Source organism: Pontibacter sp. GD7 (genome assembly GCF_058216375.1).
In genome coordinates, this window is record NZ_JBYZMP010000001.1 from 318,657 (window position 1) to 343,059 (window position 24,403).

The 24,403-nt window shown below is 47.9% G+C and carries 25 protein-coding genes; 17 read left to right on the forward strand and 8 right to left on the reverse strand.

Annotated elements, in window-relative coordinates:
- Positions 1–30: 30 nt before the first annotated feature.
- Both AC4BAP_RS01330 and AC4BAP_RS01335 read right to left on the reverse strand, forming a co-directional pair.
- The gene (locus AC4BAP_RS01330; protein ID WP_490580811.1) at positions 31–1,872 is read right to left on the reverse strand and encodes a peptidase MATCAP family protein; all 1,842 of its coding nucleotides are present in this window, start codon (positions 1,870–1,872) and stop codon (positions 31–33) included.
- 79 nt (positions 1,873–1,951) lie between these two features.
- On the reverse strand, positions 1,952–2,761 hold the full coding sequence (locus AC4BAP_RS01335; RefSeq protein WP_490580812.1) for an N-formylglutamate amidohydrolase: 810 nt from the start codon (positions 2,759–2,761) through the stop codon (positions 1,952–1,954).
- Between the two features lie 119 nt (positions 2,762–2,880).
- Between AC4BAP_RS01335 and AC4BAP_RS01340 the strand changes: the two genes are divergently transcribed.
- From AC4BAP_RS01340 to AC4BAP_RS01360, 5 genes are all read left to right on the forward strand, one after another.
- Positions 2,881–4,467, forward strand: coding sequence for a rhomboid family intramembrane serine protease (locus AC4BAP_RS01340; protein WP_490580813.1), 1,587 nt, complete (start codon positions 2,881–2,883; stop codon positions 4,465–4,467).
- Positions 4,468–4,506: 39 nt separating this feature from the next.
- Positions 4,507–4,701, forward strand: a complete 195-nt coding sequence (locus tag AC4BAP_RS01345; protein ID WP_490580814.1) for a zinc-ribbon domain-containing protein — start codon at positions 4,507–4,509, stop codon at positions 4,699–4,701.
- 130 nt (positions 4,702–4,831) lie between these two features.
- Complete coding sequence (locus tag AC4BAP_RS01350) at positions 4,832–5,014, forward strand: hypothetical protein (RefSeq protein ID WP_490580815.1); 183 nt, start codon at positions 4,832–4,834, stop codon at positions 5,012–5,014.
- A 106-nt stretch (positions 5,015–5,120) separates the two neighbouring features.
- Positions 5,121–5,495, forward strand: coding sequence for a magnesium citrate secondary transporter (locus tag AC4BAP_RS01355; protein ID WP_490580816.1), 375 nt, complete (start codon positions 5,121–5,123; stop codon positions 5,493–5,495).
- A 153-nt stretch (positions 5,496–5,648) separates the two neighbouring features.
- Positions 5,649–6,368, forward strand: coding sequence for a head GIN domain-containing protein (locus AC4BAP_RS01360; protein WP_490580817.1), 720 nt, complete (start codon positions 5,649–5,651; stop codon positions 6,366–6,368).
- A 40-nt stretch (positions 6,369–6,408) separates the two neighbouring features.
- On the opposite strand, the gene bla is transcribed toward AC4BAP_RS01360, so the two are convergent.
- From bla to recF, 6 genes are all read right to left on the reverse strand, one after another.
- On the reverse strand, positions 6,409–7,146 hold the full coding sequence (gene bla / locus AC4BAP_RS01365) for a subclass B1 metallo-beta-lactamase (RefSeq protein ID WP_490580818.1): 738 nt from the start codon (positions 7,144–7,146) through the stop codon (positions 6,409–6,411).
- Positions 7,147–7,266: 120 nt separating this feature from the next.
- Complete coding sequence (locus AC4BAP_RS01370) at positions 7,267–8,643, reverse strand: M28 family peptidase (protein ID WP_490580819.1); 1,377 nt, start codon at positions 8,641–8,643, stop codon at positions 7,267–7,269.
- 588 nt (positions 8,644–9,231) lie between these two features.
- On the reverse strand, positions 9,232–9,786 hold the full coding sequence (locus AC4BAP_RS01375; protein ID WP_490580820.1) for an acyl-CoA thioesterase: 555 nt from the start codon (positions 9,784–9,786) through the stop codon (positions 9,232–9,234).
- A gap of 286 nt (positions 9,787–10,072) precedes the next feature.
- The gene (locus tag AC4BAP_RS01380) at positions 10,073–10,396 is read right to left on the reverse strand and encodes a DciA family protein (RefSeq protein ID WP_490580821.1); all 324 of its coding nucleotides are present in this window, start codon (positions 10,394–10,396) and stop codon (positions 10,073–10,075) included.
- Between the two features lie 78 nt (positions 10,397–10,474).
- A complete protein-coding gene (locus AC4BAP_RS01385; RefSeq protein WP_490580822.1) occupies positions 10,475–11,167 on the reverse strand; it encodes a hypothetical protein in 693 nt (230 codons plus the stop codon).
- Between the two features lie 25 nt (positions 11,168–11,192).
- A complete protein-coding gene (gene recF / locus AC4BAP_RS01390) occupies positions 11,193–12,299 on the reverse strand; it encodes a DNA replication/repair protein RecF (RefSeq protein WP_490580823.1) in 1,107 nt (368 codons plus the stop codon).
- 128 nt (positions 12,300–12,427) lie between these two features.
- Here recF and pdhA point away from each other — a divergent pair, with 128 nt between their 5' ends.
- The 12 genes from pdhA to AC4BAP_RS01450 all read left to right on the forward strand — a co-directional run bounded on the left by pdhA (position 12,428) and on the right by AC4BAP_RS01450 (position 24,330).
- Positions 12,428–13,474 (forward strand): pyruvate dehydrogenase (acetyl-transferring) E1 component subunit alpha, encoded by a 1,047-nt coding sequence (gene pdhA, locus AC4BAP_RS01395; RefSeq protein ID WP_490580824.1) that lies wholly within the window; start codon positions 12,428–12,430, stop codon positions 13,472–13,474.
- A gap of 116 nt (positions 13,475–13,590) precedes the next feature.
- The gene (locus tag AC4BAP_RS01400; protein ID WP_490580825.1) at positions 13,591–14,304 is read left to right on the forward strand and encodes a tetratricopeptide repeat protein; all 714 of its coding nucleotides are present in this window, start codon (positions 13,591–13,593) and stop codon (positions 14,302–14,304) included.
- A 174-nt stretch (positions 14,305–14,478) separates the two neighbouring features.
- Positions 14,479–14,955, forward strand: coding sequence for a 6,7-dimethyl-8-ribityllumazine synthase (ribH, locus tag AC4BAP_RS01405; RefSeq protein ID WP_490580826.1), 477 nt, complete (start codon positions 14,479–14,481; stop codon positions 14,953–14,955).
- A 313-nt stretch (positions 14,956–15,268) separates the two neighbouring features.
- Positions 15,269–15,658 (forward strand): TraR/DksA family transcriptional regulator, encoded by a 390-nt coding sequence (locus tag AC4BAP_RS01410; protein WP_490580827.1) that lies wholly within the window; start codon positions 15,269–15,271, stop codon positions 15,656–15,658.
- 13 nt (positions 15,659–15,671) lie between these two features.
- Positions 15,672–16,235, forward strand: a complete 564-nt coding sequence (gene scpB / locus AC4BAP_RS01415; RefSeq protein ID WP_490580828.1) for an SMC-Scp complex subunit ScpB — start codon at positions 15,672–15,674, stop codon at positions 16,233–16,235.
- 92 nt (positions 16,236–16,327) lie between these two features.
- Positions 16,328–17,977 carry a pseudouridine synthase gene (locus AC4BAP_RS01420; RefSeq protein WP_490580829.1) on the forward strand — a complete coding sequence of 550 codons (1,650 nt, stop codon included), beginning with the start codon at positions 16,328–16,330 and terminating at the stop codon, positions 17,975–17,977.
- Between the two features lie 3 nt (positions 17,978–17,980).
- Entirely contained in the window at positions 17,981–18,697 is a 717-nt protein-coding gene (locus AC4BAP_RS01425; protein WP_490580830.1) for a type III pantothenate kinase, read from the forward strand.
- Complete coding sequence (gene bamG, locus AC4BAP_RS01430) at positions 18,690–19,982, forward strand: BamG family beta-barrel-assembly machinery protein (RefSeq protein WP_490580831.1); 1,293 nt, start codon at positions 18,690–18,692, stop codon at positions 19,980–19,982. The genes AC4BAP_RS01425 and bamG overlap by 8 nt, the downstream gene beginning before the upstream one ends.
- A gap of 126 nt (positions 19,983–20,108) precedes the next feature.
- Positions 20,109–20,648, forward strand: coding sequence for an LPS export ABC transporter periplasmic protein LptC (lptC, locus tag AC4BAP_RS01435; RefSeq protein WP_490580832.1), 540 nt, complete (start codon positions 20,109–20,111; stop codon positions 20,646–20,648).
- The gene (locus AC4BAP_RS01440; RefSeq protein ID WP_490580833.1) at positions 20,648–20,830 is read left to right on the forward strand and encodes a hypothetical protein; all 183 of its coding nucleotides are present in this window, start codon (positions 20,648–20,650) and stop codon (positions 20,828–20,830) included. Before lptC ends, AC4BAP_RS01440 begins: the two co-directional genes overlap by 1 nt.
- 9 nt (positions 20,831–20,839) lie before the next feature.
- Positions 20,840–22,138 (forward strand): hemolysin family protein, encoded by a 1,299-nt coding sequence (locus AC4BAP_RS01445; RefSeq protein WP_490580834.1) that lies wholly within the window; start codon positions 20,840–20,842, stop codon positions 22,136–22,138.
- Between the two features lie 80 nt (positions 22,139–22,218).
- Positions 22,219–24,330, forward strand: a complete 2,112-nt coding sequence (locus AC4BAP_RS01450; protein WP_490580835.1) for a peptidylprolyl isomerase — start codon at positions 22,219–22,221, stop codon at positions 24,328–24,330.
- Positions 24,331–24,403 lie beyond the last annotated feature (73 nt).

The following is a 24,403-nucleotide window of genomic DNA, read 5'->3' on the forward strand; positions in this document are numbered from 1 at the left end:
GCTTTCTAGGTTGATGGATGCGGTTGGAAGCTATAGTAAGTTAAATACTGAAATACCGTTTTTAAGTTGTTCCAGCTTGGGTTTTATACTTTCATCGATCAAATAACGCGGTTTTAGCGGCACAGGGCGCAGCACTTTGCGGTAAATGAGTTCCTGCACAATGGGAATGTAGTCCTGGCGTATTTTACCGATAAGCAGAGGCTCCAGTTCGTGGCCCTGTTTCAGGTAGTCGAGCAGGTGCACCAGGCCACGCAGGTACACAGCGTCCTTTGTCAGGCCGCCGCCACGGTGTACGCGCATGGTTACGTCCCAGGCAGTTTCGTCGCTAAAGTTATAGTCGTCTTTCAGGCGCCAGAAGTTTTCCGAAAATGTGCTGCCTTTGGTTAGGTGGTGCACCGTTATAACGCGCGCCGCTAGCAAACGCATCCGATCCTGATCAAGGCCGCCCACCAGCCATTCGCTTAGCACAGCCAGCCCTTCCTGCAGCTCTTCGTAACCCGGGCTGCCAATATACAATTGGTGCAGCGGCTGCGCCTTGCCATTGTAATAGGTTAAAATATGCGTGCCCACCTCATGCTGTATCAATGCCTGTGCGCGGCTGCGGGGTATTTTGGCATCGGTGCCCACGTTCAAACGCCCTTTAGACACGATCAAACCAATTATATCCTCCCGCACATCCACACCAGAGTCCACGCCAGGGTGCTGGCTTCTGAGAAAAGCGATCTCCTGCTCGGCGAGAGCGGCAAACTCAGCTACGGGTATCAGTTCAACCTCTTTACCACGGGTAGGCTCGGGTATGGCGGCAAGTATGCCATCGGCCACTTTCAATAGCTGGGCATCTACGCCACCGTATAGTTGCATGCTGCTGTACAGAAAATCGGGTGTGCCTCTGTCAGCCAGCATCGTGATCATCTTGTCCAGCTCATGCCGCTTATCCCGGAAAAGGAATGCCAGTGTGGGATCGTCTACTTTCTCAATGGGGATATTATACAGGTCGCGTTTCACTTTATCCGTATCAATGGGCATGAGGCGGTAGTGAAACGTAGGGGTTTTGCTAAAGCCACTCAGCCTGAACTCTTCCCATGCCTCTTTGTTGTTTACCGGCGTTACCAGCAGCAGAAACCGGAACTGGTCGCTTATACTTGTCAACTGCTTGTCGATGCGCCACACTACCTGGTTTACGGCCTGTCTGCCCAGCGCCTGAAAATGAACAGGTTTTAATGTGCCCTGCACCTGCATAAAATCAAAGGCCGTTTTCTTAATGGCATTGGCGATCTTCTGCCGGAGGGTACGTTGCAGTAGCGGGTATACTTTGCCTGTGTCCTGGTTGGTATAAAGCGGTTTTAAAACAACACCCAGTAGCAATACACTATGCTTTTTCAAATCCTCCATGGGCATCAGGCAGAGCGGCTCCTGCAGCAGCGTTTCGTTAGAGTCAGTTTCTACGGTGGTGCGGATGCCGCTTATTTTTATACTTTCGAGCTCTTGCCGGAGCACTTTAATTGTGCCCGGCAGTTGTTTTTCAGGGCCTAATATTTTGAACAGCGGAGCCTGCGCTTCTTGTGCGGCCATCAACTCGATAACCATAAAAGCACCGAACTTATCCGACATGGCCTTAGCTATACTTTGCACCAGCGGCCGCAACTCGTCTGTGCATTCCTGGCTGGAGATGATGTACGAGGCCGAGGCCTTCACAAAATCAGCGGTGGCGTGGTCGGGTTTGCCAACAGGGTGCCTGAACAGGAAAAGAAAGGGGAGGGGCCGGTCAATGTACACCAGGCCACCAGCTGGCAGGCGGCGGTGCACCTGCTTGCCCCGCTTCATGCTCTTGGTGATTTTCTTGATGAAATTGTCGGTTATACTTTCGATCATGGCTTAATGCTTCAAATGCGGGCACATGCACACTTTATACTTGCCTGTTGCCGATAGAATGAAAGCGATTAGGTTAGGGCTACAGCACACTGCATACTTCGTGCATTGCCGTGGTAACAGGCTTAATGGTTTGTTCCAGTGCTTTCTTTATCTCCTGTATCTGGGTATGGTCCGGCTCACCGGTCCATTCATCCATAAAAAACTTTTTAAACTCGATGCTTATCACACAGGCGCTGTCGCCGAAGGTGTCGTGTATCCAGCGCATAAAGTGTCCGCCCTCAAACTTTACATTCTCCCGCACATCCAGGTTGCGGCCATGGTAATCGTAGCTTTTCAGCGATTGTGTGAAGGCATCAACCACGGGTGCCCATTTTTTGCGGTTCATGTTGCCAGTGCCAATGTTTACCTCGGGGTTCTGTTCGGGGTCTGCCGCTGGTCCGTCTGCGCCATCGCGTTTGTGGTTGTAGCTGTGCAGGTCGTACACCACAAAACAACCATGGCGTTTCTGTATCTCCGTCAGGAACTGCTTTACATCGGCATAAAACCTGTCGTAATGCGCCAGCGATTCCTCTGCAAACTCATGCGAGAGTTCCTCCCGCCAGACATTCAGGCCCCAGGCATCTTCGGGTTTGCGGTAAATGGCTTTGTTGCGTGGCCGGTTAAGGTCCAGCTCAAACCGCGAATTGTGCCCAATGATCTGGTTATCCGTTATTTCTACCCAATGGTCCGTGTAGGGGTCTTCTTCGCGCAGGCGTTCTTCGGCGGCAAGTGCAAACAGGTTGCTGATGTTGTGGCGCACCTCATGTCCGCTGTGTATGGCTGTGGCTACCAACGGGCTGTCGCCGCGCTTAATGGTGTAGTATACAGAGTCAACTTTAGTGTGTATCATAGCTTTATGTTTGCTATGAATGTACCCCTTTACGAGCCTGAAGGTTATCCGGGCAAATGGTAAAAAAAGTTTTGCGCATGGAGCAGGCTTGGTTACATTTGTCATACTTTATCATAACAATGGAAACAAACTACACCGCACAGGCTCAAGCACTTTCTACGGCAGAATTACAAGCCATTTTGCTGGAACACCATGAATACGAACCTCAGGCTATACTGGCAGTTATCGGGGAGCTGCAGAAACGGGGCGAAAGTACTCCGGAGGCCGAACAACTGCAGCAGGAGCTGCTTCAGCAAGTACAGCACAGCGTTACTCGGGAAGAAACACTGGGGCAGAAGGCGAAAGGCTACCTGGCTTTTTTTGTGCCGCAGCGGGATTATATCATTACACCCATCATACTTTACATTAATGTGCTGGCCTTTATCTTGGGCGCCATACTTGGGCTCGACCCAGTTAACCCAGATGCGCAGCAGCTGGTGAAGATTGGCGCCAACTTTGGCCCGTACACGCTTACAGGCGAGTGGTGGCGACTACTGACCAGTATGTTTCTCCATGGCGGCATTCTGCACCTGCTGCTAAACATGATGGCATTGGTTAACATTGGCATGCAGTTGGAGGCGCTGGTAGGTAAAACGCAGTTTTTGCTGGCTTACCTGCTTTGCGGTATTGCCGGCAGCATTGCAAGCCTATGGTGGGTGAGCCCGGAAATAAGTGTGTCTGTGGGTGCCTCCGGAGCTATTTTCGGGATGTTTGGCATGCTGCTGATACTGCTGTTGCTGGAGCGCGAACATGACTGGAACAGCAAACGCGGCATACTTACAAATATGGCCATCGTGATAGGTATAAACCTGGCTTACGGCATGCGTGGCGGCATCGACAACGCGGCGCACATTGGCGGCCTTGTAGCAGGGCTGGTGTATGGCTTTGTGCTGCTGGTGCGCACCGACCGATACATTATGCAAAAGTATGGTATAGCCGGTAACGCTGTTACTGTAGGTCTGGCAATGGCTGTGCTGTTTGGCTTCTTCAACTCCATTCCGTTTGTAGGCAAGGCGCGCTGGGTGTACACCATGGAGCAGCTGGTTAAGAATGAGAGCATCGCCATGGAGGCATTGGTTACATTAGACAAAGCAGGCAACGATTACGACTCTGAAACCATACTGCCAATGGTTGAGAATGGCATACAGCTTTGGGAGGATACGGAGGTACTGTTGGAGAACGTCGACGACCCGCCTAAAGGAGAAGAGAATAAGCTGACTGCGATGCTGGACTATGTGCGGCTTCGTAAACTGTCTTATCAGTTGCTCCGGGATGATATTAAAGCCAAACGCCCTCTGCTAAACCAAAAGCAGCAGCAGATGCTCAGCGCCATTGGCGATTATGTTGTAATGCTGCAGAGAAATGACTTTACCTCGCTGGAGCGTCAGGAAGTATCTGAGGAGGAAATGGAGTTTGCCAGAAATTTGATAAAAGACAGCGATGGGAAGTCTTTAGACGCCGCCGATCTGGAAGATATTAAAGAGCCCCTGTTTATACTGGATGGAAAAGAAGTTGGCCGTGCCAAAGAAGGTGAAATGCTGCCAGCCATCGAAAACCTGGACTTTGATAACATTGAGAGCGTAACGGTACTGAAAACGGAGGAGGCGTACAGGGTTTATGGTGAGAAAGGAGCCTGGGGAGTCGTGGTCATCAACACAAAAAAATAATTTGAGCCGTACAGGTAACTAGTATTTGAAAATTTAACATTGTCTGCTTCAGAACCATTTAAAACATGCCCAAACTGTGGCGCAGAGGTGCCAGCAGGTAGTGAACAGTGCCCTGTTTGCGGAGAACCAATGCCTTTAGAACACCGGGCCTGGTACAAGAACCTGACGCCCACCGAAATATTTTTGTTGGCATTGGGCAGTATCGTGCTTTTGATTGCCTTGGTGGCATTATAGTATAAAATTCATACTTCTGCTTGCGATTTACATCGGAAAATCTAATATTTATACAATTGCTTCCGAAACTTATACCTAACAATCAAGGTATAGTTGAGCTAAATTCAGCCTCAACCTAAATCAAGCAGGTATGACAACATTTTATAATCGTTTTTTACCCGCCACAGCTGTTTTTCTGGTTGCACTGCTCATGCAAACGTTGCGTGTGCAGACTGTGCAGCCAGGCATGGTGTTGTCACTGATGATGCTGTACATGGCAGGAGCTATTGTCGGTGCCCTTTATGCCTTCAAGAACGAGTATGTATCCTGGTAATTTCCGCAAAGGGCGCATCTCATAAATCTAATCCTCTCTTTTCCAGCACAAGCAGGGCAATTATACTTGCCAGCTGTTTGTTATACAGTAAACCAAAACCAGGCAGATGAAGGTACTGCTGCACCCGGTATTTTTAGTAAGCGTACTACTGTTTGCCCTTAACCAGGCACTGGAGCAGGCAGGGGTGTACATCTGGCCATTATATGCACACCTCGACGATCTGCTTTGCATGCCTATTGTGCTCACGCTTATACTTGCGGCAGAGCGGCTATACTTTAATAACCCCGTTTTTACTCACCCTAAACGCTACCTGTTAGCAGCAGTGCTGCTGTTCTGTATGGTTTTTGAATGGCTGCTGCCACTGCTTTCTGCAAAGTATACTTCCGATATCCTGGATGTGGCGGCTTACATAATGGGGGCACTTCTATTCCAGAAAACAATAAACAAAGCCACACCGACAAAAAATGGTCTCATAGTGTAATGTGTTTATTTAAAGCGCGTTATAAGTATAGCCATCTTGTTTTTGAAAAAAAAATGAAAGGCCTAAGCAACCTTTGCCCTGGAATAGCATCTTTAGTTCAGAAGCTGCTTAAAAGGCTGATGAAACTAATCTAACAACTAATTCTCATTAACTATGAAGATCCTGAAATTTTACACGACCTCCCTTGCCATGGCGCTAGTACTTATGCTGGCAGACCTGCCGCTGGCGGCGCAGCAGCTAAAAGGCAACGGCAACGTTCAGACTCAAACCAGAAATGTATCGGGGTATACCGGCATTGATGTTAGCGGTGGTTTTGCTGTGGAGATAACGCAGGGAAGCAACGAAGGTGTGCGCCTGGAGGCTGAAGAAAACCTGCTGGACAATATCAGAACGGAAGTGAAAAATGGTGTGCTGCACATTTACAACGACAAAAGCCTGTCTAGCACAAAAGGGATGAAAGCCTACATAACCATTAAAGAGCTGAACAAGATCGATATCAGCGGCGGTGTAAAAGTAGTGGGCAACTCCACCTTTAAAACCAACACCATGGCTTTAGACCTGAGCGGAGCTTCTAAAGTGGCTCTTACGGTAGAGGCAAAGCAGATAAAAGCCGACATGAGCGGCGCCAGCAAAGTAGAGCTTAAAGGCAAGGCCGAAGAGCTGAAAATGGAGATGTCGGGTGCTTCTAATGTAGATGCCTCGGAACTGATCGCGAAAGACGTGAAAATAGGGGCAAGCGGTGCCAGTAAAGTAAAAGTTCATGCTGACAACACGTTGGATATTAATGCTTCTGGTGCATCAGCGGTGCAATACAAGGGCAAGCCAAGTATAACCTCGGATACTTCGGCAGCCGCCAGAATTTCAAGAATGTAAAGAGAATACAACCACATATCCCAGAAAAAGCAGCCCTACTTTAGGGCTGCTTTTTTGTTGCCTGTCCGAGCAAGTATAAAGTATGTTCTAGCGCTACCTTACTGCCCCAGGGGCCATGGCTTGGCACAACTATTTTTGCTTTTGTATAGCGCTTCTGCAAGCCCCGGATAGTTTCTGGCCAATTGTACAGGTCAGCGTCTGCAATATTGCCAAGGCTTTTAGCTTGTATGTCCTTTACCAGGCATCCTCCGAAAAGTAATTTATGTTTTGGCAGATACACCACGATGTTGTCTGTAGTGTGGCCCGCCCCCGGGTAGTGGATCTCAATTTGCTGGCCACCTGCTGTGAGGGTTGTGTCTGTGGCAAAAGTTATGTCCGGAATTCCTGCGTTATGCTCTGCGGCAAGCCTGGCCGTTAGCGCCGACGTAACCACCGGAATACCCCGTTTCTGCAAAACGCTGATGCCTCCCATCTTGTCGTCGTGGAAATGGGTGGGAATGCATACTTTTACCGGCTGCTTCAGGTTGTTGGCTATCCATTCAAGCAACTGTTCTGTAGGGGCATTGCCCCAGCCGGTGTCAATCAGTACCACGCCATCCTTGGTAGAAACTATAAGGCCATGCGACGGAAAGACTACCTTACCCAACTGCTTATAAGAAGTATGAACGTATACTTTGGGCGCTATTTTGGTTACCTTAAGCTGCTGCTCCTGCGCCAGCAAAGTATAAGCAGACAGCAGGAACAACAGGCAAAGTATAAAGTATGGCAATCGCTTCATATTAAACTTAAGTCAAACTTTAAGTATAGATATGTGCTCTATCAGGATGTTGCTTAAGTGTAAAAGGCATCAAACCTGTTTAAGTCTTTTTCCCTTCTTTACACCTTATTTTATCTAAACTTAGCGCACCGGCACAGGCAGCACCGGCAAGCTGGCGTGGCCCTCAGCATCTACAGACTGCACAGCAAAAAAGTAATTGTCTTTGGAGTACGGTAGGGTTGCTTTGGTGTCAGTCACGTAAAATTTCTTTTCCCAATTAGAGGCGTGTGTTGGGCGCATCAGCACATAATACCCGGCTGGCTTTTGCCCTTTGGACGGCGCTTCCCACTTCAGGTCGGTTTTGTTGGTAAGGTTGGAGGTAACCACGCCTACTTTTTCTGGGGCGGCTGGTGCCCAGGCCAGGCTGGCCATAGTGGCCAGGTTAACACCGGCATTCTTTTTCAGATATTCGAAGTCCATAAACTCTGGCAGGTCTCCGTATTGCTTATCGCCTTCTTTGCGCACATCCTGGTGCTGGTGGTCAAAGTCCTCGTTCATTTCGCTCATGCGCACTGCAGTAAAGCCCTGGCGGTTAAACGGTGTGTGGTCACCGCCACGCAAAAAACGGTCAGCGCGGTGCACAAGCACTACATCCAGTTGGTCTACATACTTCTCGCCAACCATTTCCATGTAGCGGGCCAGGTTGCGGCTCGGGCTATCGTTCTCTGCACCCAATGTTTTGCGCATACGTGCCTCTGCTTCTGTTTCGCTGGCAGGTGTGCCCTCACTGAAGATGCGCACCTTCGTGTTGTCGTGGATGCCCAGCTCCGCAGAGTAGGAGTTGCCCACAATATCGTTGTTTTGCATGGCAATCAGGTTCCAGCCTTCTTTTTTGGCACGCTCTGCCAGGTGTGTAGAGCCATACAGCCCCTGTTCCTCACCCTGAAAAGCCACGAACATCAGCGTAGCAGGGAATTTTCTGGAAGCCATGATGCGGGCCATCTCCATCACAATCGCTACTCCGGAGGCATCGTCGTTAGCACCTGGGGCTTTGCTCTTGGCATCCATCACGTCTGTGGCCCTGGAGTCGAGGTGGCCACCAACTATGATGATGCGGTTGTCATTTGGGTCGGTGCCTTTTAGTGTGGCTATCACGTTGGCCATTTCGGTATCCTGCGGCACACGGCGTCCATCAGCCTTTACCACAAACTTATCCAGCTCCACGGTCATGCGGCCACCGGAGGCCTGGGCATACTTTTCAAACTCAGATTTTACCCACTCGCGGGCTGCGCCGATGCCTTCTTTTTTGCTGGTGGTAGTGCTCAAAGTATGGCGTGTGCCGAAGCTTACCATCTTGCGCACCAGGTCTTCCAGGTTTTTGGCAGAGATCTGGTTTACCATCTGCTTTATATCATCGTCCTGGCGCACTACTTCCTGGGCTATACTTGAGGTAGGTGCAAGAATGTATGAACCGGTTAGCAGCGCAGCAACTAACAGTTGTTTTAAGTTTAAGGTCATGTTGGTTTAAGTATGAGTGATGATTTATAAAGATAAGGAAGATTGGGTAGAATTCATTGTTTGGGGTTAGTAGAGTAGTTTGTGGAAATATAATTCTGCTATTGTCCGATTTTTGCTAAAGCTGGCGTTTTCTGCCTTTCTTTCTAGCTGATTATACTCCTCAGTCTAACTCACCTATTGTTTCACATCGGGCTTTGGTGCCCTCAAGGCCGGGCGGCCTCGCCCTTTGCCATCGCACTGCTTTCGCTTCCTTTGCTCCTGACGTCGCAATGCCTCGCTGAAGCTCGTCACCGGAACCTCTCGAGGTGCTCAGTCCAAGGGCTGGGATGGACACTTCTTGGCCAGCGGCTGTCGCATCTGGAAGCAAGTAAAAATTGGTAACGGCGCAGATTCCCCTCTCGAGAGGGGTAGGGGTGTGTTAATCGTCTGCAGAATTCCCCGCATTAGCCAAGGAGGGGCAGGGGTGGTTTGACCCGGTATTGCAGAGAATCCTGCCCATTCTTTCATTCTATAAGTCCCAATTCAGATATTGCCTTATAGTATGCAAGACGTTCGCAGGACCTCCGGACGCTGCGAGGTCTTTGGGGTTTAAAAAGCCAGCTTGCACCGCTCATCCTGCAATAAGTATAACTCCTCGTCAACGCTGAGTATACTTTTGGTGTTAAAGAACTCCATCTGGTAGCGCTTTGAAAGCTCTCTGCGTTTAATGGCCTCCAAAAAGCGGCGGGCATCGTCCCTGGACTCCAATATAAGGCCTGGGACCTTGGTGGGTTGCTCATTTTCATCTTTAGCTACCATCGTGAAGTAAGAGGTATTGGTATGCTTGATTATTCCTGTCTTCACGTTTTCGGCCTCGATGCGAATACCTACCATCAAGGAGGTATTGCCCACATAGTTCACTGATGCTTTCAGTGATACCAATTCCCCAACCTCTACAGGCTGCAGAAAGTTAACACCATCCACAGACACCGTAACGCAGTAGTTGCCAGCATGCTTGGCAGAACAGGCGTAGGCTACTTTGTCCATCAATGAGAGTAAGATACCCCCATGAATTTTACCGCCAAAGTTGGCATAACTCGGGATCATGAGCTCGGTGAGGGTGGTTTGGGAAAAAGATACAGGGCGAAATGCAGGTGTGGTCATAGCTAACAGTATTATACTTTGAGCCCAAGTATACGGAGGCAGGTTAGCTTTCGTCTTAACCACAGATTAATTGAGATTAGACAGATGTACTATGATTATTTTAAAATTTGTAGTGGGTCAAGCTCTTACGAGTATTTATGCAGGTAACAGCTTTGTCGCAAGACACTCACAGGTCTTCTAGACGCTGTGAGGTCAAAACCCTGACTCAGGCAAAAAAAGTCACAAAAAATTACGCCTCTAGGTAATCAATCAAATCCCTCAGATCCCCATTGATCTGTGGTTAAGACTATAGGAAAACCACATCTTTTACTACATCGCTGCCGGCTTCGGTGTTCAGTAATTCTATCACCTTACTCTTCGACATGTTTAACTCGTGCTTCAGCGGGGCAGAGGTGAGGCGCACAAACAGCTTCCCGTCTCTAAAGTATAGCTGCTGTGTTTTCATGGCAATGGGTTTGCCCATGATCTTCTCCCAATTCTGCACCAGCTGCACTTCGCCAAGCTTTCCGTCCAGCCTATAGGCTTTCATCAGCGCTTTCAGGCTATCTCCAATCGGTTGGATGTCCGCTTTTCTTCTGTCAATCTCTTCTTTCTTCTTATAGTAGCGCACGGGTTGGGTAATTAAAAATTATAAATTATGAATTATAAATGAGTGGGTAAGATGTTATTACACTTAAGTTTCTAGGTACTACGCAATTAGCTCCTCATATTTTGCTCCTTCACATCTAAAGCATACACCAGCTTCTATGTGGACGTACTCTGGAAACCATCCTGCGCCTGAACACCTTGAACAAGGGGTGAAGTAATCAATTCGTACCATATCCTCATTGTATACTGGTACATCTTGGTTCATATGCAATTCTTCATGACAGTACCAGCATAAAGTTACTAATGCATCATCTGGATACTCCCATGGCAGACTATCAATTTTATAATATTTATGATGAACATGTAACCCCTTCAAATACCACCAAATGATTTTGCTCAAATCTTCATCTGAATGGAATATTATGGGATGTTTGGTTAGGCTATCTTTTTCAATCCCACGTACTTGAAAAATACCAACTATATCACATAGAAATTTCTTTTCATCTGTAATTTTATAAAGTACAAATCTCTGCAGATCTCGATCACCATATAACAATGCCTCCACCCATGCATATGGAATAAAACCTTTAAACTCAACTAATTTTTTGCCAACATTTACAATTGGTTTTACTAATAAGCATTTGCCTTTTGGTGTTACTCTAAATGGCGAATAGTTGAAGTCCTCTAAATGATAACTATTTGTACAATTTTGGCACTTATACCTGTCTCTCTGCAAAATTTGCCACCTCCTTCTTCTCCACTCATAAGTTTCCAGAAGTTCTTTGTAAGTCATGAGCCAACAATTTAACAATCAACAATTAAGCAATTAATTTAACCACCCCATCCCTCACCTCAAATCTACGGATACTTTCTGAAAGGCCTTCAAGTATGTTGTCCGTTCTCTCCAAATGGGTATCAGTTAGAAATATCTGGCCGAAAGTATGGGCGGCTACCATTTGCATGAGTTTGGTGATGCGCTTTTCGTCAAGGCGGTCAAAGATGTCGTCGAGCAGGAGCAGGGGCTTATGATGGTGGCGTTGGTCCATTACCTCGAAATGCGCCAGTTTCAGGGCAATTACATAACTTTTCTGCTGACCCTGCGAACCAAAGCTTTTCACAGGATTGCCATCCATCAAAAACACGAAGTCATCTTTATGCGGGCCTACGGTGGTGCGTTGCAGGGCCAGGTCCTTACGCTCGGCCTGGTGCATTAACTGGGCATAATCAGTACCTAGTAGCTGGCTTTTGTAAGTAAGTGTAACAGTCTCGGAACTGTCGGAGATGTGGCGGTAATGCTTCTGGAAAACAGGTACGAATTCCTCTAAAAATTTCTCCCGTTCCTGGGCAATCTGCTCGGCAAAAGGTATAAGCTGCTCGTTTAGTATGTGCAGGTAATCGCGGTCGTAATAGTTGCGCTCGGCAAATTGTTTGAGCAGGGAGTTGCGTTGCTTTAGTAGGTAGTTATACTGTATCAGTTGCTCCAGATAAGTATGGTTGAGCTGCGAAATAAGGCTGTCGAAGTACTTCCGGCGCTCTTCGCTGCCTTCGCGTATCAGGTCGGTGTCATAAGGCGAGATAAGCACCACCGGAAACTGCCCGATATGGTCGCTGATCTTCTCATACACCACCTTGTTGTGCGTTACCGTCTTCTTCTGGCCCTGCTTCATACTTACCTGCACGGTATGTTTTGCGCCCTCAATCTCGAAGCGGCCCTTCACCATAAAAAAGTCCTCACCCTGTTTTATACTTTGCGTTTCTGTGCCCGGAAAAGCGCTTTTGGTCATAGAGAGGTAATGGATGGCATCGAGCAGGTTTGTTTTGCCGCTGCCGTTATCGCCTACAAAGCAGTTAATGTGCTCCGAGAAAGCCAGCGCGGCCTCTTCGTAGTTTTTAAAGTACAGCAAACTAAGATTTTCGAGGAGCATTTTTTCTACTTTGAATTCTTTTTCCTTAATTTCGCAAGCTAAACCCGTTATGGGCATGATTGCCCGCTGTTTCAGGGGCTTTTCTGCCCAAACATGCAACGGATAAAACCCAGAATAGATTTTTACCCATGGCTGCTACGAAAGATAAGGCAAAAGCGAAGTCGGCAAAAGCAAAGGTACAGGCTGAGCCAAAGTTTTCAAAAGAAACATATATGTGGTGGTTTGAGAACATGAAACTCATCCGTCGCTTCGAAGAAAAAACCGGCCAGCTATATGGCCAGCAAAAAATAAAAGGTTTCTGCCACCTGTACATTGGCCAGGAGGCTTGTGTGGCTGGTGCTGTAACCGCGCTTACCAAAGACGATAAGTGGATAACGGCTTACCGTGACCACGCGCACCCGCTTGCGTTGGGTACCGACCCAGGTGCTGTAATGGCAGAGATGTTTGCTAAAGCAACTGGCTGCTCTAAGGGTAAAGGCGGCTCGATGCACATGTTTGATAAGAGCGTGAACTTTGTTGGTGGCCACGGTATCGTGGGCGGTCAGGTGCCACTAGGCGCAGGTCTGGCTTTCGCTGAGAAGTATAACAAGACCGGCAACCTGTGCATTTGCTACATGGGTGATGGTGCGGTGCGTCAGGGTGCATTCCACGAGGCGCTAAACATGGCCATGACCTGGAAGCTGCCTGTGATCTTCGTGATCGAGAACAATGGTTACGCGATGGGTACATCCGTTCAGCGTACATCTAACGTGCAGGACCTTTACAAATTAGGCCTTGCTTACGACATGCCTTCGTTCCCGGTTGATGCGATGGTGGTGGAGAACGTGCACAATGCTGTGGCTGAGGCTGCTGAGCGTGCCCGTGCCGGCGAAGGACCAACCCTGCTTGAGTTCAGAACTTACCGCTACAAAGGTCACTCTATGTCTGACCCTGCCAAGTATAGAACAAAAGAGGAGCTGGAAGACTACAAAGGCCGTGATTCTATTGAGTCGGTGGCGGCTACTATCCTGAAGAACGGATGGGCTACTGAAGAGGAACTGGAGCAGATCGATGAGAAAATAAAGCAGCGTGTGGCAGAGGCCGTTAAGTTTGCCGAAGAGTCTCCTTATCCGGATCCGTCGGAGCTTTACACAGATATTTATGTAGAGGAAGACTATCCTTACATAATGGACTAAAACAAATCTTTAGTTAAAAACTAGGAATTAAAAATTATAAATTTGATGTTTGGAGTTTATAAGCTGATTCCATAGCTTTTAATTTCTAAATTTGAATTACTAACCCTTTAATACTGATGGCAAAAGAAACAGTACAGAAACACAGCGAGTTTGAGGAGCTGGTTGAAAATCCGGATGCGTTGGCAGAACGCCTTACGCAGTCAGAGGATTTTGTGAAGAAAAATAAAACGAAGCTACTCGTTGCGTTTACCACAATTGCTGCTGTTGTTGTGGCAGGTTTCTTATGGTTCAACTATAAATCTTCACGTAATATCGAAGCCCAGAACGCGATGTTCCAGGCTGTGTATTACTTTGAGCAGGACTCTCTGAGCAAAGCGCTTAACGGCGATGGCCAGTATCTGGGTCTTCTTGCTGTGGCAGAGCAGTATGATGGAACCGATGCCGGAAACCTGGCTAATTTCTATGCAGGCGTTGCACTGCTGAAGGAGGGTAAGTTTGCCGAGGCTCAGGAGCATTTAGAGGAGTTTGAGTCTGATGATTATTTGCTGCAGGCCCGCGCCTATAGCCTGACTGGCGATGCCATGCTAGAGCAGGGTAAGAACAAAGAGGCCGCTGACATGTACATGAAAGCCGCTGATTACAAGTCTAACCCGTTCTTTTCGCCACAGTACCTGATGAAAGCCGGTATTGCTTACGAAGAAGATAACAATTACACTGCTGCGGCCGAGGCTTACGACAGAATCATCAACGATTTTGTTGCATCTGACCAGGTTTCAGAAGCTAAGAAGTATAAAGCCCGCGCCGAAGCATTGGCAGGAGGTAAAAACTAAAAAGTATACTTGGGCCTTGCCTGAGCCTAAAAAGCGCTTTTGTCTTGTCGGCAGAAGCGCTTTTTTATTAGTGTTTGCCAAACTTAAAGTATAGAAAGGCACATTGTATAAAAGGCGTTAGGCTCTTTCAAGAAACGAATAACGAATAACTATTAACGAGTAACGAATTTAAGTATGGCTACAGCGCTTAAAAACCTGAACGAGTATAAGAAGGATAACTTCAAAGACATCTCCGACAAAACTATTGGCATAGTAGTGGCCGAGTGGCACGATGACATTACCAGTGTGCTGTGCCAGGGGGCCATCGAAACCCTATTAAAGCACGGGGCTAAGAAAGAGAACATCTTTATAAACTCGGTGCCAGGTAGCTTTGAGTTAACGCTAGGTGCACAGTTGCTGGCCCAACAAGAGGAGGTGGATGCCGTAATATGCATTGGTGTTGTTATAAAGGGAGATACCAAACATGACGATTACATAAACCATGCGGTGGCTAACGGCCTTACCAATGTTTCTTTAAAGTATAACAAGCCAGTGGCCTTCGGCCTTGTAACAACCAACAACCTGGAGCAGGCGCTGGATAGGGCAGGTGGCAAGCACGGCAACAAAGGAGTAGAGGCTGCGGCGGCTGTAATTGGTATGCTTAGCTTTTAGCAGGGCTTCTAAAATATAAAGCATCTACTAATCTTTTGCATAGTTTTTGATGTATAGATACAAAAATGTATCTGTGTGAGGTAATCATTAAATTTTAATTACCGGTAGTATATTCAAATGTTTAATCTTATTTTTGCACGAATTTTAGTGAAAACGCTAATTAACAGGAGTTTGGAATAAAGTCTGAACAATAAGTTTAAATGCGGTCATCATAAAATTTGAGTGCTGTATTAAATGAAAGGTGCTCAGGCAAGCAATTTGGAATTAATAACACAGATATTGAGTTTAAGATATACAGTTCTAAAAAATTAAAATGAACACAAACGAAGAAAAGCAGCGCTATTCGCGCGAGGAGTTAGCAGAGTTTGAAAGCATTATCGAAGAAAAGCTGGCTAATGCGCGCAAGGAAGTGGCCTTTATAAAAGAAACCCTTAGCCGCCGCAACGATTCGGGTACAGATAACACAGCATCTCCGACTAAAGTGTTGGAAGATGGTGCTGATACTGCTGAAAAAGAAAGCTTGAACCAGTTGGCTTCTCGTCAGATGAAGTTTATCCAGCAGTTGGAAAATGCCCTTATCCGTATTAAAAACGGCACTTATGGTGTTTGCATTGTAACGGGCAAACTTATCCCTAAAGAGAGATTGCGTGCGGTTCCGCACACACAGCACTCTATAGAGGCTAAATTACAGCGTAACGACTAGTACTTTTTACGATTTGAATATCCTGCAAAACCATATTCAGGCCCTGGTTTTCTGTGCCCAGTCCCCAATAAGCATCGAAGAGATTCAGCGATGTTTGCAGGAGGCATTAGGCATGGAAGAGGTATTGGTGAGTGATGTGCTCGAAGCCGTGGAGGCAATTAACGAGCAGTTGCATGATGCCAACTTTGCTTTCCAGATCTACGCGATCGGGGGCGGATACCAGTTCCTGACCAAGCCGGAGTACCAGGAAACCATAAGTACTTATTTAAAGCATAAGTCAAAGAAAAAGTTGTCAGCGTCTTCTCTGGAGACGCTGGCAATCATTGCCTACAAACAACCGATCACCCGTAGCCAGGTAGAGCAGATCCGTGGCGTTGGCTGCGATTATGCCATACACAAACTGCTAGAGAAAGAACTGATCGAGATAAAAGGCAAAGCCGATACCATTGGGCGCCCCGTGCTTTACGGTACCTCCCAGAAATTCATGGATTACTTCGGCATCAACCACATCAAAGACCTTCCGCAACTGAAAGACTTCGCCACTGAAGAAAACATGATAGGCGAAACAGCCGAATAGGCAATACTTAAATGAACTATAAGTAGATTACTTCTATTATTACTGCACAAACAAGGATACAGTAGCGATACTGCATCGAAAATAATAATATAATGGCAAGAGAAAACGAAAGACCTGCCCGCGATAACGCTGGCAGAAGAGAGAGTTTTGGCAGAAGAGATTCTGACAGACCAAGCAATGACCGCGAAGGCAAGAAAATCTTTAACAGAAGAGATAAATACGAAAGATCTGAAGAGGGTGGAGAGCGCCGAAGCTTTAATCCTGACAGAAGAGATAACGATAGAAATGAAAACCGCAGAGGCGGTGAGCGCAAATCTTTTGGCGACAGAAGAGAAGGCGGAGAAAGAGGAGAGCGTCGCTCATTCGGTAATGACAGGAGAGAGGGCGGCGAAAGACGTTCTTTCAACTCTGACAGACCGAGAAGAGAAGATAGCGAGCGCCGTAGCTATGGCAACGACAGAAGAGAAGGCGGAGAACGCAGATCTTTTAGCCGAGGCAAAAGCGAAGGCGGTGAATTCCGTGAAAGAAGACCTTCCGAAGGAAACCGTGTAAAACGCTACGACCGTGAAAATGAGTCTGGTGAGCGCAGGCAGTTTAACTCGGACAGGCCCGAAAGAAGAAACGACCGCAGAGAGGGTGGCGAACGCCGCTCGTTCAACAGCGACCGTCCGCGCCGTGAAGACGGTGAAAGAAGACCATACAGAGGCGAGAACCGCGAAGGCGGCGAACGCCGCAGCTTTAACGCTGACAGGCCAAGAAGAGAAGACGGTGAACGCCGTTCTTATGGCGACAGAAGAGAGGGCGGAGAGCGCCGCACCTACAACAGCGACAGACCAAGACGCGAAGGCGGGGAGTTCCGTGAAAACCGTTCATTTGAAGGCAAGCGCGATAGCAGGTTAGGCAGACAGGCCACAGGCCGTAGTCGTTTTTCTGATAACAGAGAAGCCGGAGAGCAGGAGGCGCCAGACTATAACCTGAGCCGTTATAAAGACAACCCACGCATTAAAAAGTCTAACCGCAAGGAAGATGAGGACGGTACAATCCGCCTGAACCGCTTTATAGCCAATGCCGGCGTATGCTCTCGTCGCGAAGCCGATACGCTGATCGAGGCCGGTGAAATAAAAGTAAACGGCGAGGTGATCACGGAGATGGGGTATAAAGTGCAGCCAACTGACAACGTGCAGTATGGCAAAAAGATCCTGAATCGTGAGAAGCTGGTTTACGTGCTGCTTAACAAGCCAAAAGACTTCATCACAACTACCGAGGATCCTGAGGGACGCAAAACGGTGATGGACCTGGTGGCAAGTGCGTCTAAGGAGCGTATCTTCCCGGTAGGCCGCCTTGACCGCAACACAACAGGCTTGCTGCTGTTTACGAACGATGGCGAAATGGCGCAAAAACTGACGCACCCATCTAACAATATCAAAAAGATCTACCAGGTAGAGCTGGACAAGCCGATCACGAAAGCAGACTTCCAGCAAATTGCGGAAGGCGTTGAGCTGGAGGATGGCAAGGCAGAAGTGGATGACGTGGCATTGCTGGGTGACTCTAACAAGTTCCTGGGCCTGGAGATACACATTGGCCGTAACCGCATCGTGCGTCGTATTTTCGAGCACCTTGGTTACGAGGTGGTGAGCCTGGACAGGGTGCAGTATGCCAGCCTGACCAAAAAGGATGTTCCACGTGGCGAATGGCGATACTTAACCGAGAAAGAAGTAATCAGGCTTAAGTACTTTATGTAATATATGCGTAGCGCTGCTATAGATATAGGAAACACTGGCACAAAGTATGGCATCTTTGAAGGAGATGCACTGGTTAAGCAGGGTTACTTTACCGGACAGGATCTGCCGGAAGAGCTGCTGAGCCAAACATTCGACAACGCCATTGTAGCCTCGGTAGCAACGCAAACGCAAAGTATAACTTCAGGGCTGTCTGTGAAGGGAAGCATCGTAGAGCTTTCTGCACAGACCGCCCTGCCTGTTTTTAACCAGTATAAAACTCCGCAAACGCTTGGCGCCGACAGGATTGCCGCAGCCGTAGGGGCCAATTACCTGTTTCCGGGGCATAATTGCCTTGTTTTTGATGCCGGCACCTGCATAACCCACGATTTTATAGACAGGGAGGGCAACTACCTTGGGGGAGGCATTTCGCCGGGCCTGAACATGAAATTTCAGGCACTGCATACTTTTACAAAGCGCCTTCCGTTAGTAGAGCGGACAAATGAAACGCACCCGCTTACAGGGCAAACCACGCAGGAGTCGATATTGAGCGGAGTGCTGTCTGGCACAGCTGCTGAATTAAACGGCTTTATACAGGCCTACACCGAAAAAGCAAAGGATCTGACGGTTATACTTTGCGGAGGAGACGCAGGATTTTTTGAAAGTAAATTAAAAGGACGCATCTTTGTAATTCCTGAGTTAGTTTTAATCGGGCTTCACAGAATATTAGCACATAATGTATAAATCACTCCGAGTACTGATAGGCTTAGCCTTGTTGTGTATGGCAAATGCCGCACAGGCCCAAAATATAAGCAACACTCCGTACTCACGCTATGGCTTAGGAGAGTATAACTACAACCTGGGCAACGTGCGCAATGCAGGTATGGCTGGCGTGGGTATTAGTGCAGGCAACAGTTTCCAGGCCAATACGGCAAATCCGGCATTGCTGTACTACAACAGCATTACCCTGTTTGATATTGGAATGGCAGGGCAGGTAAAAACGATCAAGAATGCATCGGAAAGCCAGACAGACGGAAATGCCAACCTTTACAACCTGACATTGGTAGTACCTGTTTCAAAGCGCTGGAGTTCCTCCATCGGTTTAAGGCCTTATAGCATTGTAAACTACGAGTCCAAGACATCATCCATACTGGATGGCACCTCAAATGTTAGAGTAGAGCAGCAGTACATGGGAGAAGGTGGCTTGTCTGAGGCATACTTTGCACATGGCGTTAAGATCACGGAAGGGCTTACCATTGGGGGCAGTGCCTCTTATATTTTCGGTGCCATCACCAAAGAGGCAGCTTCGTCGGTGATAGACGAAAGCCTTGAGGCCATCGGAAATGAAAAGATAGTTTACAGCGAGCGAATCCGCTACGACAACTTCCTGTTCAGGGCCGGTGCAAACTATCGTAAAAAGATCACAGACAAGTATTACCTGAGCGCGGGTTCGGTATACAGCTTCGGCACCGACCTGGAGGCCAAGCGCAGAGCATCTTTTGAGCGCAGAACCCTGTCAGATAATGTGCTTGACAGTAACATACTTCCGGACAGCTCGGAGGGCAGCGTTAACCTGCCAAGCAGCTTACGTGCCGGGCTTACCCTGGATAACGGCAAGAACCTGACCATCGGTGCTGACTTTTATACTCAGAACTGGTCTGAGTTCACAAGCTTTGAAGGTAAAAAGCAACTCGGCAACAGCTACCGTGTGGCGGTAGGCGCAGAGTATACGCCGGATGCCAACTCTATCGATAACTTCTTTGAGCGTGTAACTTACCGTACCGGTATTTACTATGGCGACTCTCCGTTCATGGTTAAAGGTGAAGCTATCACAGATAAAGGAATAACGGCAGGATTTACCATGCCATTGGGCCGCGGCAGCATGTACGACTACTATCAGCTAAACGCAGCGTTGGGCTACGGAAGCAGAGGCACAACGGATAATGGCCTGATCAAAGAGAACTATTTTCAGTTTAGCGTTGGTTTCACAGTTAACAGCCGCTGGTTTATCAAGCGCCGCCTGGAGTAACCATTGCTGCAAAGTATAAATCTACACGAAAGGCCGTTTATGAAGCGGCCTTTTTTGCGATATAGACGATAGCTGCAGAGAAGTATAAAATTTAGTAAATTCACGAAAACGACGAGCAAGTATAAAATGCGCAAAGCATGTGTTTTAGGGTTACTGTTACTGGTTACGAGCCTTGCCTTTAGCTGCAAGGACGAACTTCAGGACCCGGACAAGGAAATAAAGTATGTAGGCCCGCTGATCGAGAACAAAGATGTAACAACGCTTTACTCGGATTCGGCAAAGCTGCTGATAAAACTGCAGGCCCCCCTGCAGCAGGAGTTTGAGAACGGCGACGGCGTTTTTCCGAAAGGGCTGTATGTAGAGTTTTACGAAACCCCGGGCCAGAAAACCACCACCCTAAGAGCCAACTATGCCAAGCATGACAGAAACAAGGATTTGTACCTGGCAAAAGGCAATGTGGTGGTAAACAACCTGCAAAAGCAGGAGATGCTGGAAACCGAGGAACTGTACTGGGACAAGAATAAACAGGAGATCTACACAGACAAGTTTGTGAAAATTACCACCCCCGAAGAAGTAATAACAGGGCAGGGCTTACGCGCCAACCAGGATTTCTCAAGATACTCTATTGCAAAAGTTACAGGTACATTTAGCCTAAAAGAAGAGTAATGAACCAAAAGTTGTTGAACACGATCTTACTGTCGCTGGCATTTGTGGCCATGGTAATAGGCGTGCACAGAAGTATAGAAGAGGGGGATATAGCAGGCAACTACTGGATCTTTATGATTGTGCTGGTACTGTACATGCTGTATCGCTACAGGCGCAACAAAAGCGAAGACGCCGAAAAATAAACTAAAACTATGGTAGACCCCGGTCAGATCATTTTGCTGTTAGTCGCGTTGGTGTTTTCCGCCTTTTTTTCGGGTATAGAGATGGCCTTTGTGGCAGCCAACAAAATTCAGATCGAGCTCAGTGAAAAGAACGGAGTGCTCTCAGGGCGTATACTTTGGCATCTGCTGCAACGGCCGTCGCGGTTTCTGGGCACTGCGCTGATCGGTAACACCCTGGCACTGGTACTTTACGGTTTCGCTATAGCAGGCATTTTACACACGCTGCTTACAGCCTACCTGCCGGCCCCACTCCAGGTTAACCTGCTCATACTTGTTCTGCAGATCGTAATTGCATCGGTAGTGGTACTGCTAACGGCAGAGTTTCTGCCTCGCAGCCTGGCAGCCATAAACCCCAACCGCCTGCTACAGGTGCTGGCTGTGCCTATACTTGTGCTATACTATCTGCTTTATCCGGTAGTATACCTCATTGTAAGTATGAGTAAGTGGGTAGCAGAGAAGATCTTCCGGATAGAGTTCTCGGAAGAAAAACCCGTGTTTGGTTTCACAGACCTGAACGCCTACATTAAGAACCACCTGTACCACCCCGAGCAAGAAAACGCCCCCGAGGTAGACCCTCAGATATTCCATAACGCGCTGGAGTTTAAAACCGTGAAGGTACGGGAGTGCATGGTGCCGCGCACCGAGATAGAGGCTATTGAGATAACTGATACTATCGAAGCCCTGCGGGAGGCCTTTGTGGAAACAGGACATTCCAAGATTCTGGTTTACGAAGACACCATTGACAACATAGTGGGCTATTGCCACCAGCTGGATATGTTTAAGCGTCCAAAAGCCATCTCTGACATCGTATCACAGGTAAGCATGGTGCCCGAAAGCATGCTGGCCAGCGAGTTGTTCGTGAAGTTTGTGTCGGAGCACCGTAGCGTGGCCGTGGTGATAGACGAGTTTGGCGGGACCTCTGGTATTGTTACAGTGGAGGACGTGATCGAGGAAATTTTCGGAGAGATAGAGGATGAGTTTGACATCAACGATGAGTTGCTGGAGCAGGTGATCGCGGAGGAGGGTATTTACCTCCTAAGCGCGCGCCACGAAATAGACTACCTGAACGAGAAGTATGAACTAAACTTGCCTGAAGGTGATTATGAAACACTGGGAGGCCTTATTTTCTCGGTTATCGGCGAAATTCCAGCACCCGGCGACGAGATTGAGGTGCCGCCTTTCCACATTACAGTGCTGTCAATGGATGATAACCGGATTAACGCGGTGAAGCTGATTAAAAAATCAGATTATCAGGCAGATGTAGAATAATGAGGCCAAGGGCATAAATTTTTTGAATTTTAACACGATTAACCTTATTTTGCACAATCCTTTTATAAGTTTAATAAAGAATGGCATTAATTAATAAGATTAGAGAGAAGTCTGGGTGGGCTGTAGGCGCCATTGCCATAGGGCTTGGTATATTTGTAGTAGGCGGCGACCTGCTGGGGCCAAACTCAAGACTATTAGGTAACGATGCAACTGTAATTGGCGAAATAGCCGGTGAAGAGATCGACTATAACGAGTTTGATGAGGTACTGCAGCAGATAAAAGCCAATTATGAGAATCAGGTAGGCCGCGCGGCCACTGAAGGCGAGTTGGCTATGCTGCGTGAGCAGGCCTGGAACCAGCTAATCTTTAAGATTGCCCTTGAAAAAGAGTATGAGCGTTTAGGAATAGAGGTTACCGAGGAGGAGTTGGCAGACATGGTGCAGGGTAACAACATTCACCCGGCTGTGCAGCAGGCTTTCGTAAATCCTCAGACTGGTTTATTCGACCAGAGCCAGGTGGTGCAATATCTGGCAAACCTGGATCAGATGGGACCAGAAGCACGTCCGATGTGGGCTAACTTCGAAAAAGGTATCGTGGAAGACCGTATTGCCACCAAGTACAACAACCTGCTGGCAAAGTCGGTGTACATTACCACTGCCGAGGCAAAGAACTTCTACAAGGCGCAGAACGCAACTGCCAACCTGAATGTGCTGTTCGTGCCTTACGCTACCATGCCTGACTCAGCAGTACAGGTATCGGATGTTAAGATCAAAGAATACTACGAGCGCAACAAAGAGCTTTACAAAGTAGAAGAGGGTCGCACGATCGAGTATGTGGTAGTTGATGTGAATGCCTCTAAAGAGGACAGCACTTACTACCAGCAGGAAGTTGCGCAGCTAACGCAGCAGTTTGCTAACGCAACCAACGACTCAGCTTTCGTTTACACAAACTCAGACCAGCCTTTTGACGGTACGTACAGAACTCCGGGTGAATTACCTGAGGTGCTACGTAAGCAGCTTCCGTTGCAGCAGGGAAAAGTATACGGACCGTTCAATAACAACGGCAACATGGCCCTTTACAAAGTTATGGAGGCTAAAGAAGGTGCTCAAAGCGCCATCAGAGCAAGCCACATCCTGATCAGGCCGGAAGGTGACACACCAGAAGCAAAGGCTGAGGCAAAAGCAAAAGCACAGGACGTTCTGAATAAAGTTAAAGGTGGCGCTGACTTTGCGCAGCTGGCTGCCCAGTATGGTTCAGACGGTACGGCATCTGTAGGTGGCGACCTGGGCTGGTTTGCAGAAGGCCGCATGGTTGGTCCTTTTGATAAAGCAGTGTTTGCCCACAGTGGAACAGGCTTGCTACCTAACCTGGTAGAAACTGAGTATGGCTATCACATTGTAAAAGTAACAGAGCCTAAAACTAAGCAGCAGTATAAAATTGCGGCAGTAGAGCGCTCAGTAGAGCCAAGCGAAACAACCCGTGACGCAGCCTACGCCATCGCTGACGAGCTTGCAGGCACCAGCGGAAGCACAGAGGAGTTCAGAGAGAATGTTGCCAAGAACAAGTCTTTGGTAAAAGAAGAGGCGAAAGAAATTGGCAAGAACCAGATCCTGGTAAACAACCTGAACAATGCCCGTGAGTTGGTTCGCTGGACTTACTCCAGAGATACTGAGGTAGGAGACGTTTCTCCGGTGTTTGAAGTTGGCGATCAGTTTGTGGTGGCAACACTTACAGGCAAACGTGAGAAAGGCTACGCAAAGATCGAAGATATCAAGGAAGAGCTGACTGCAGCTGTTCGTAACCAGGTAAAAGCAGAGCAGATCATGGCGAAGCTGAAAGGCAAGAATGGATCCCTGGATCAGATCGCGGCCAGCTATGGACCAAATGCTATGGTTAAAACCGCTGAAAACGTAACGTTTGCCTCTACAGCTATCCCTGGATTCGGAGTAGAGCCAGTGGCAATCGGTAAAGCGTTCGGCATGAAGAAAGGTTCACGCACTGAGCCGATCGAAGGCCAGAACGGCGTTATGATCGTAGAGCCGCTGAGCATGAACCCTGCTCCGGAGATCAACGACTATACAAACGTGAAGGAGCAGCTGCGTGGCATGCGCGCTGGCAGCATTCAGAGCAAAGCTTTTGAGGCCATTAAAGAGAAAGCTGATATTAAGGATAACCGCGTTAAATTCTTCTAATTTACCGCAAAGTATAAAAGCAGGAAAAGCCACTCCCAAAGAGTGGCTTTTTTTGCTTCATACCCGTACCTTC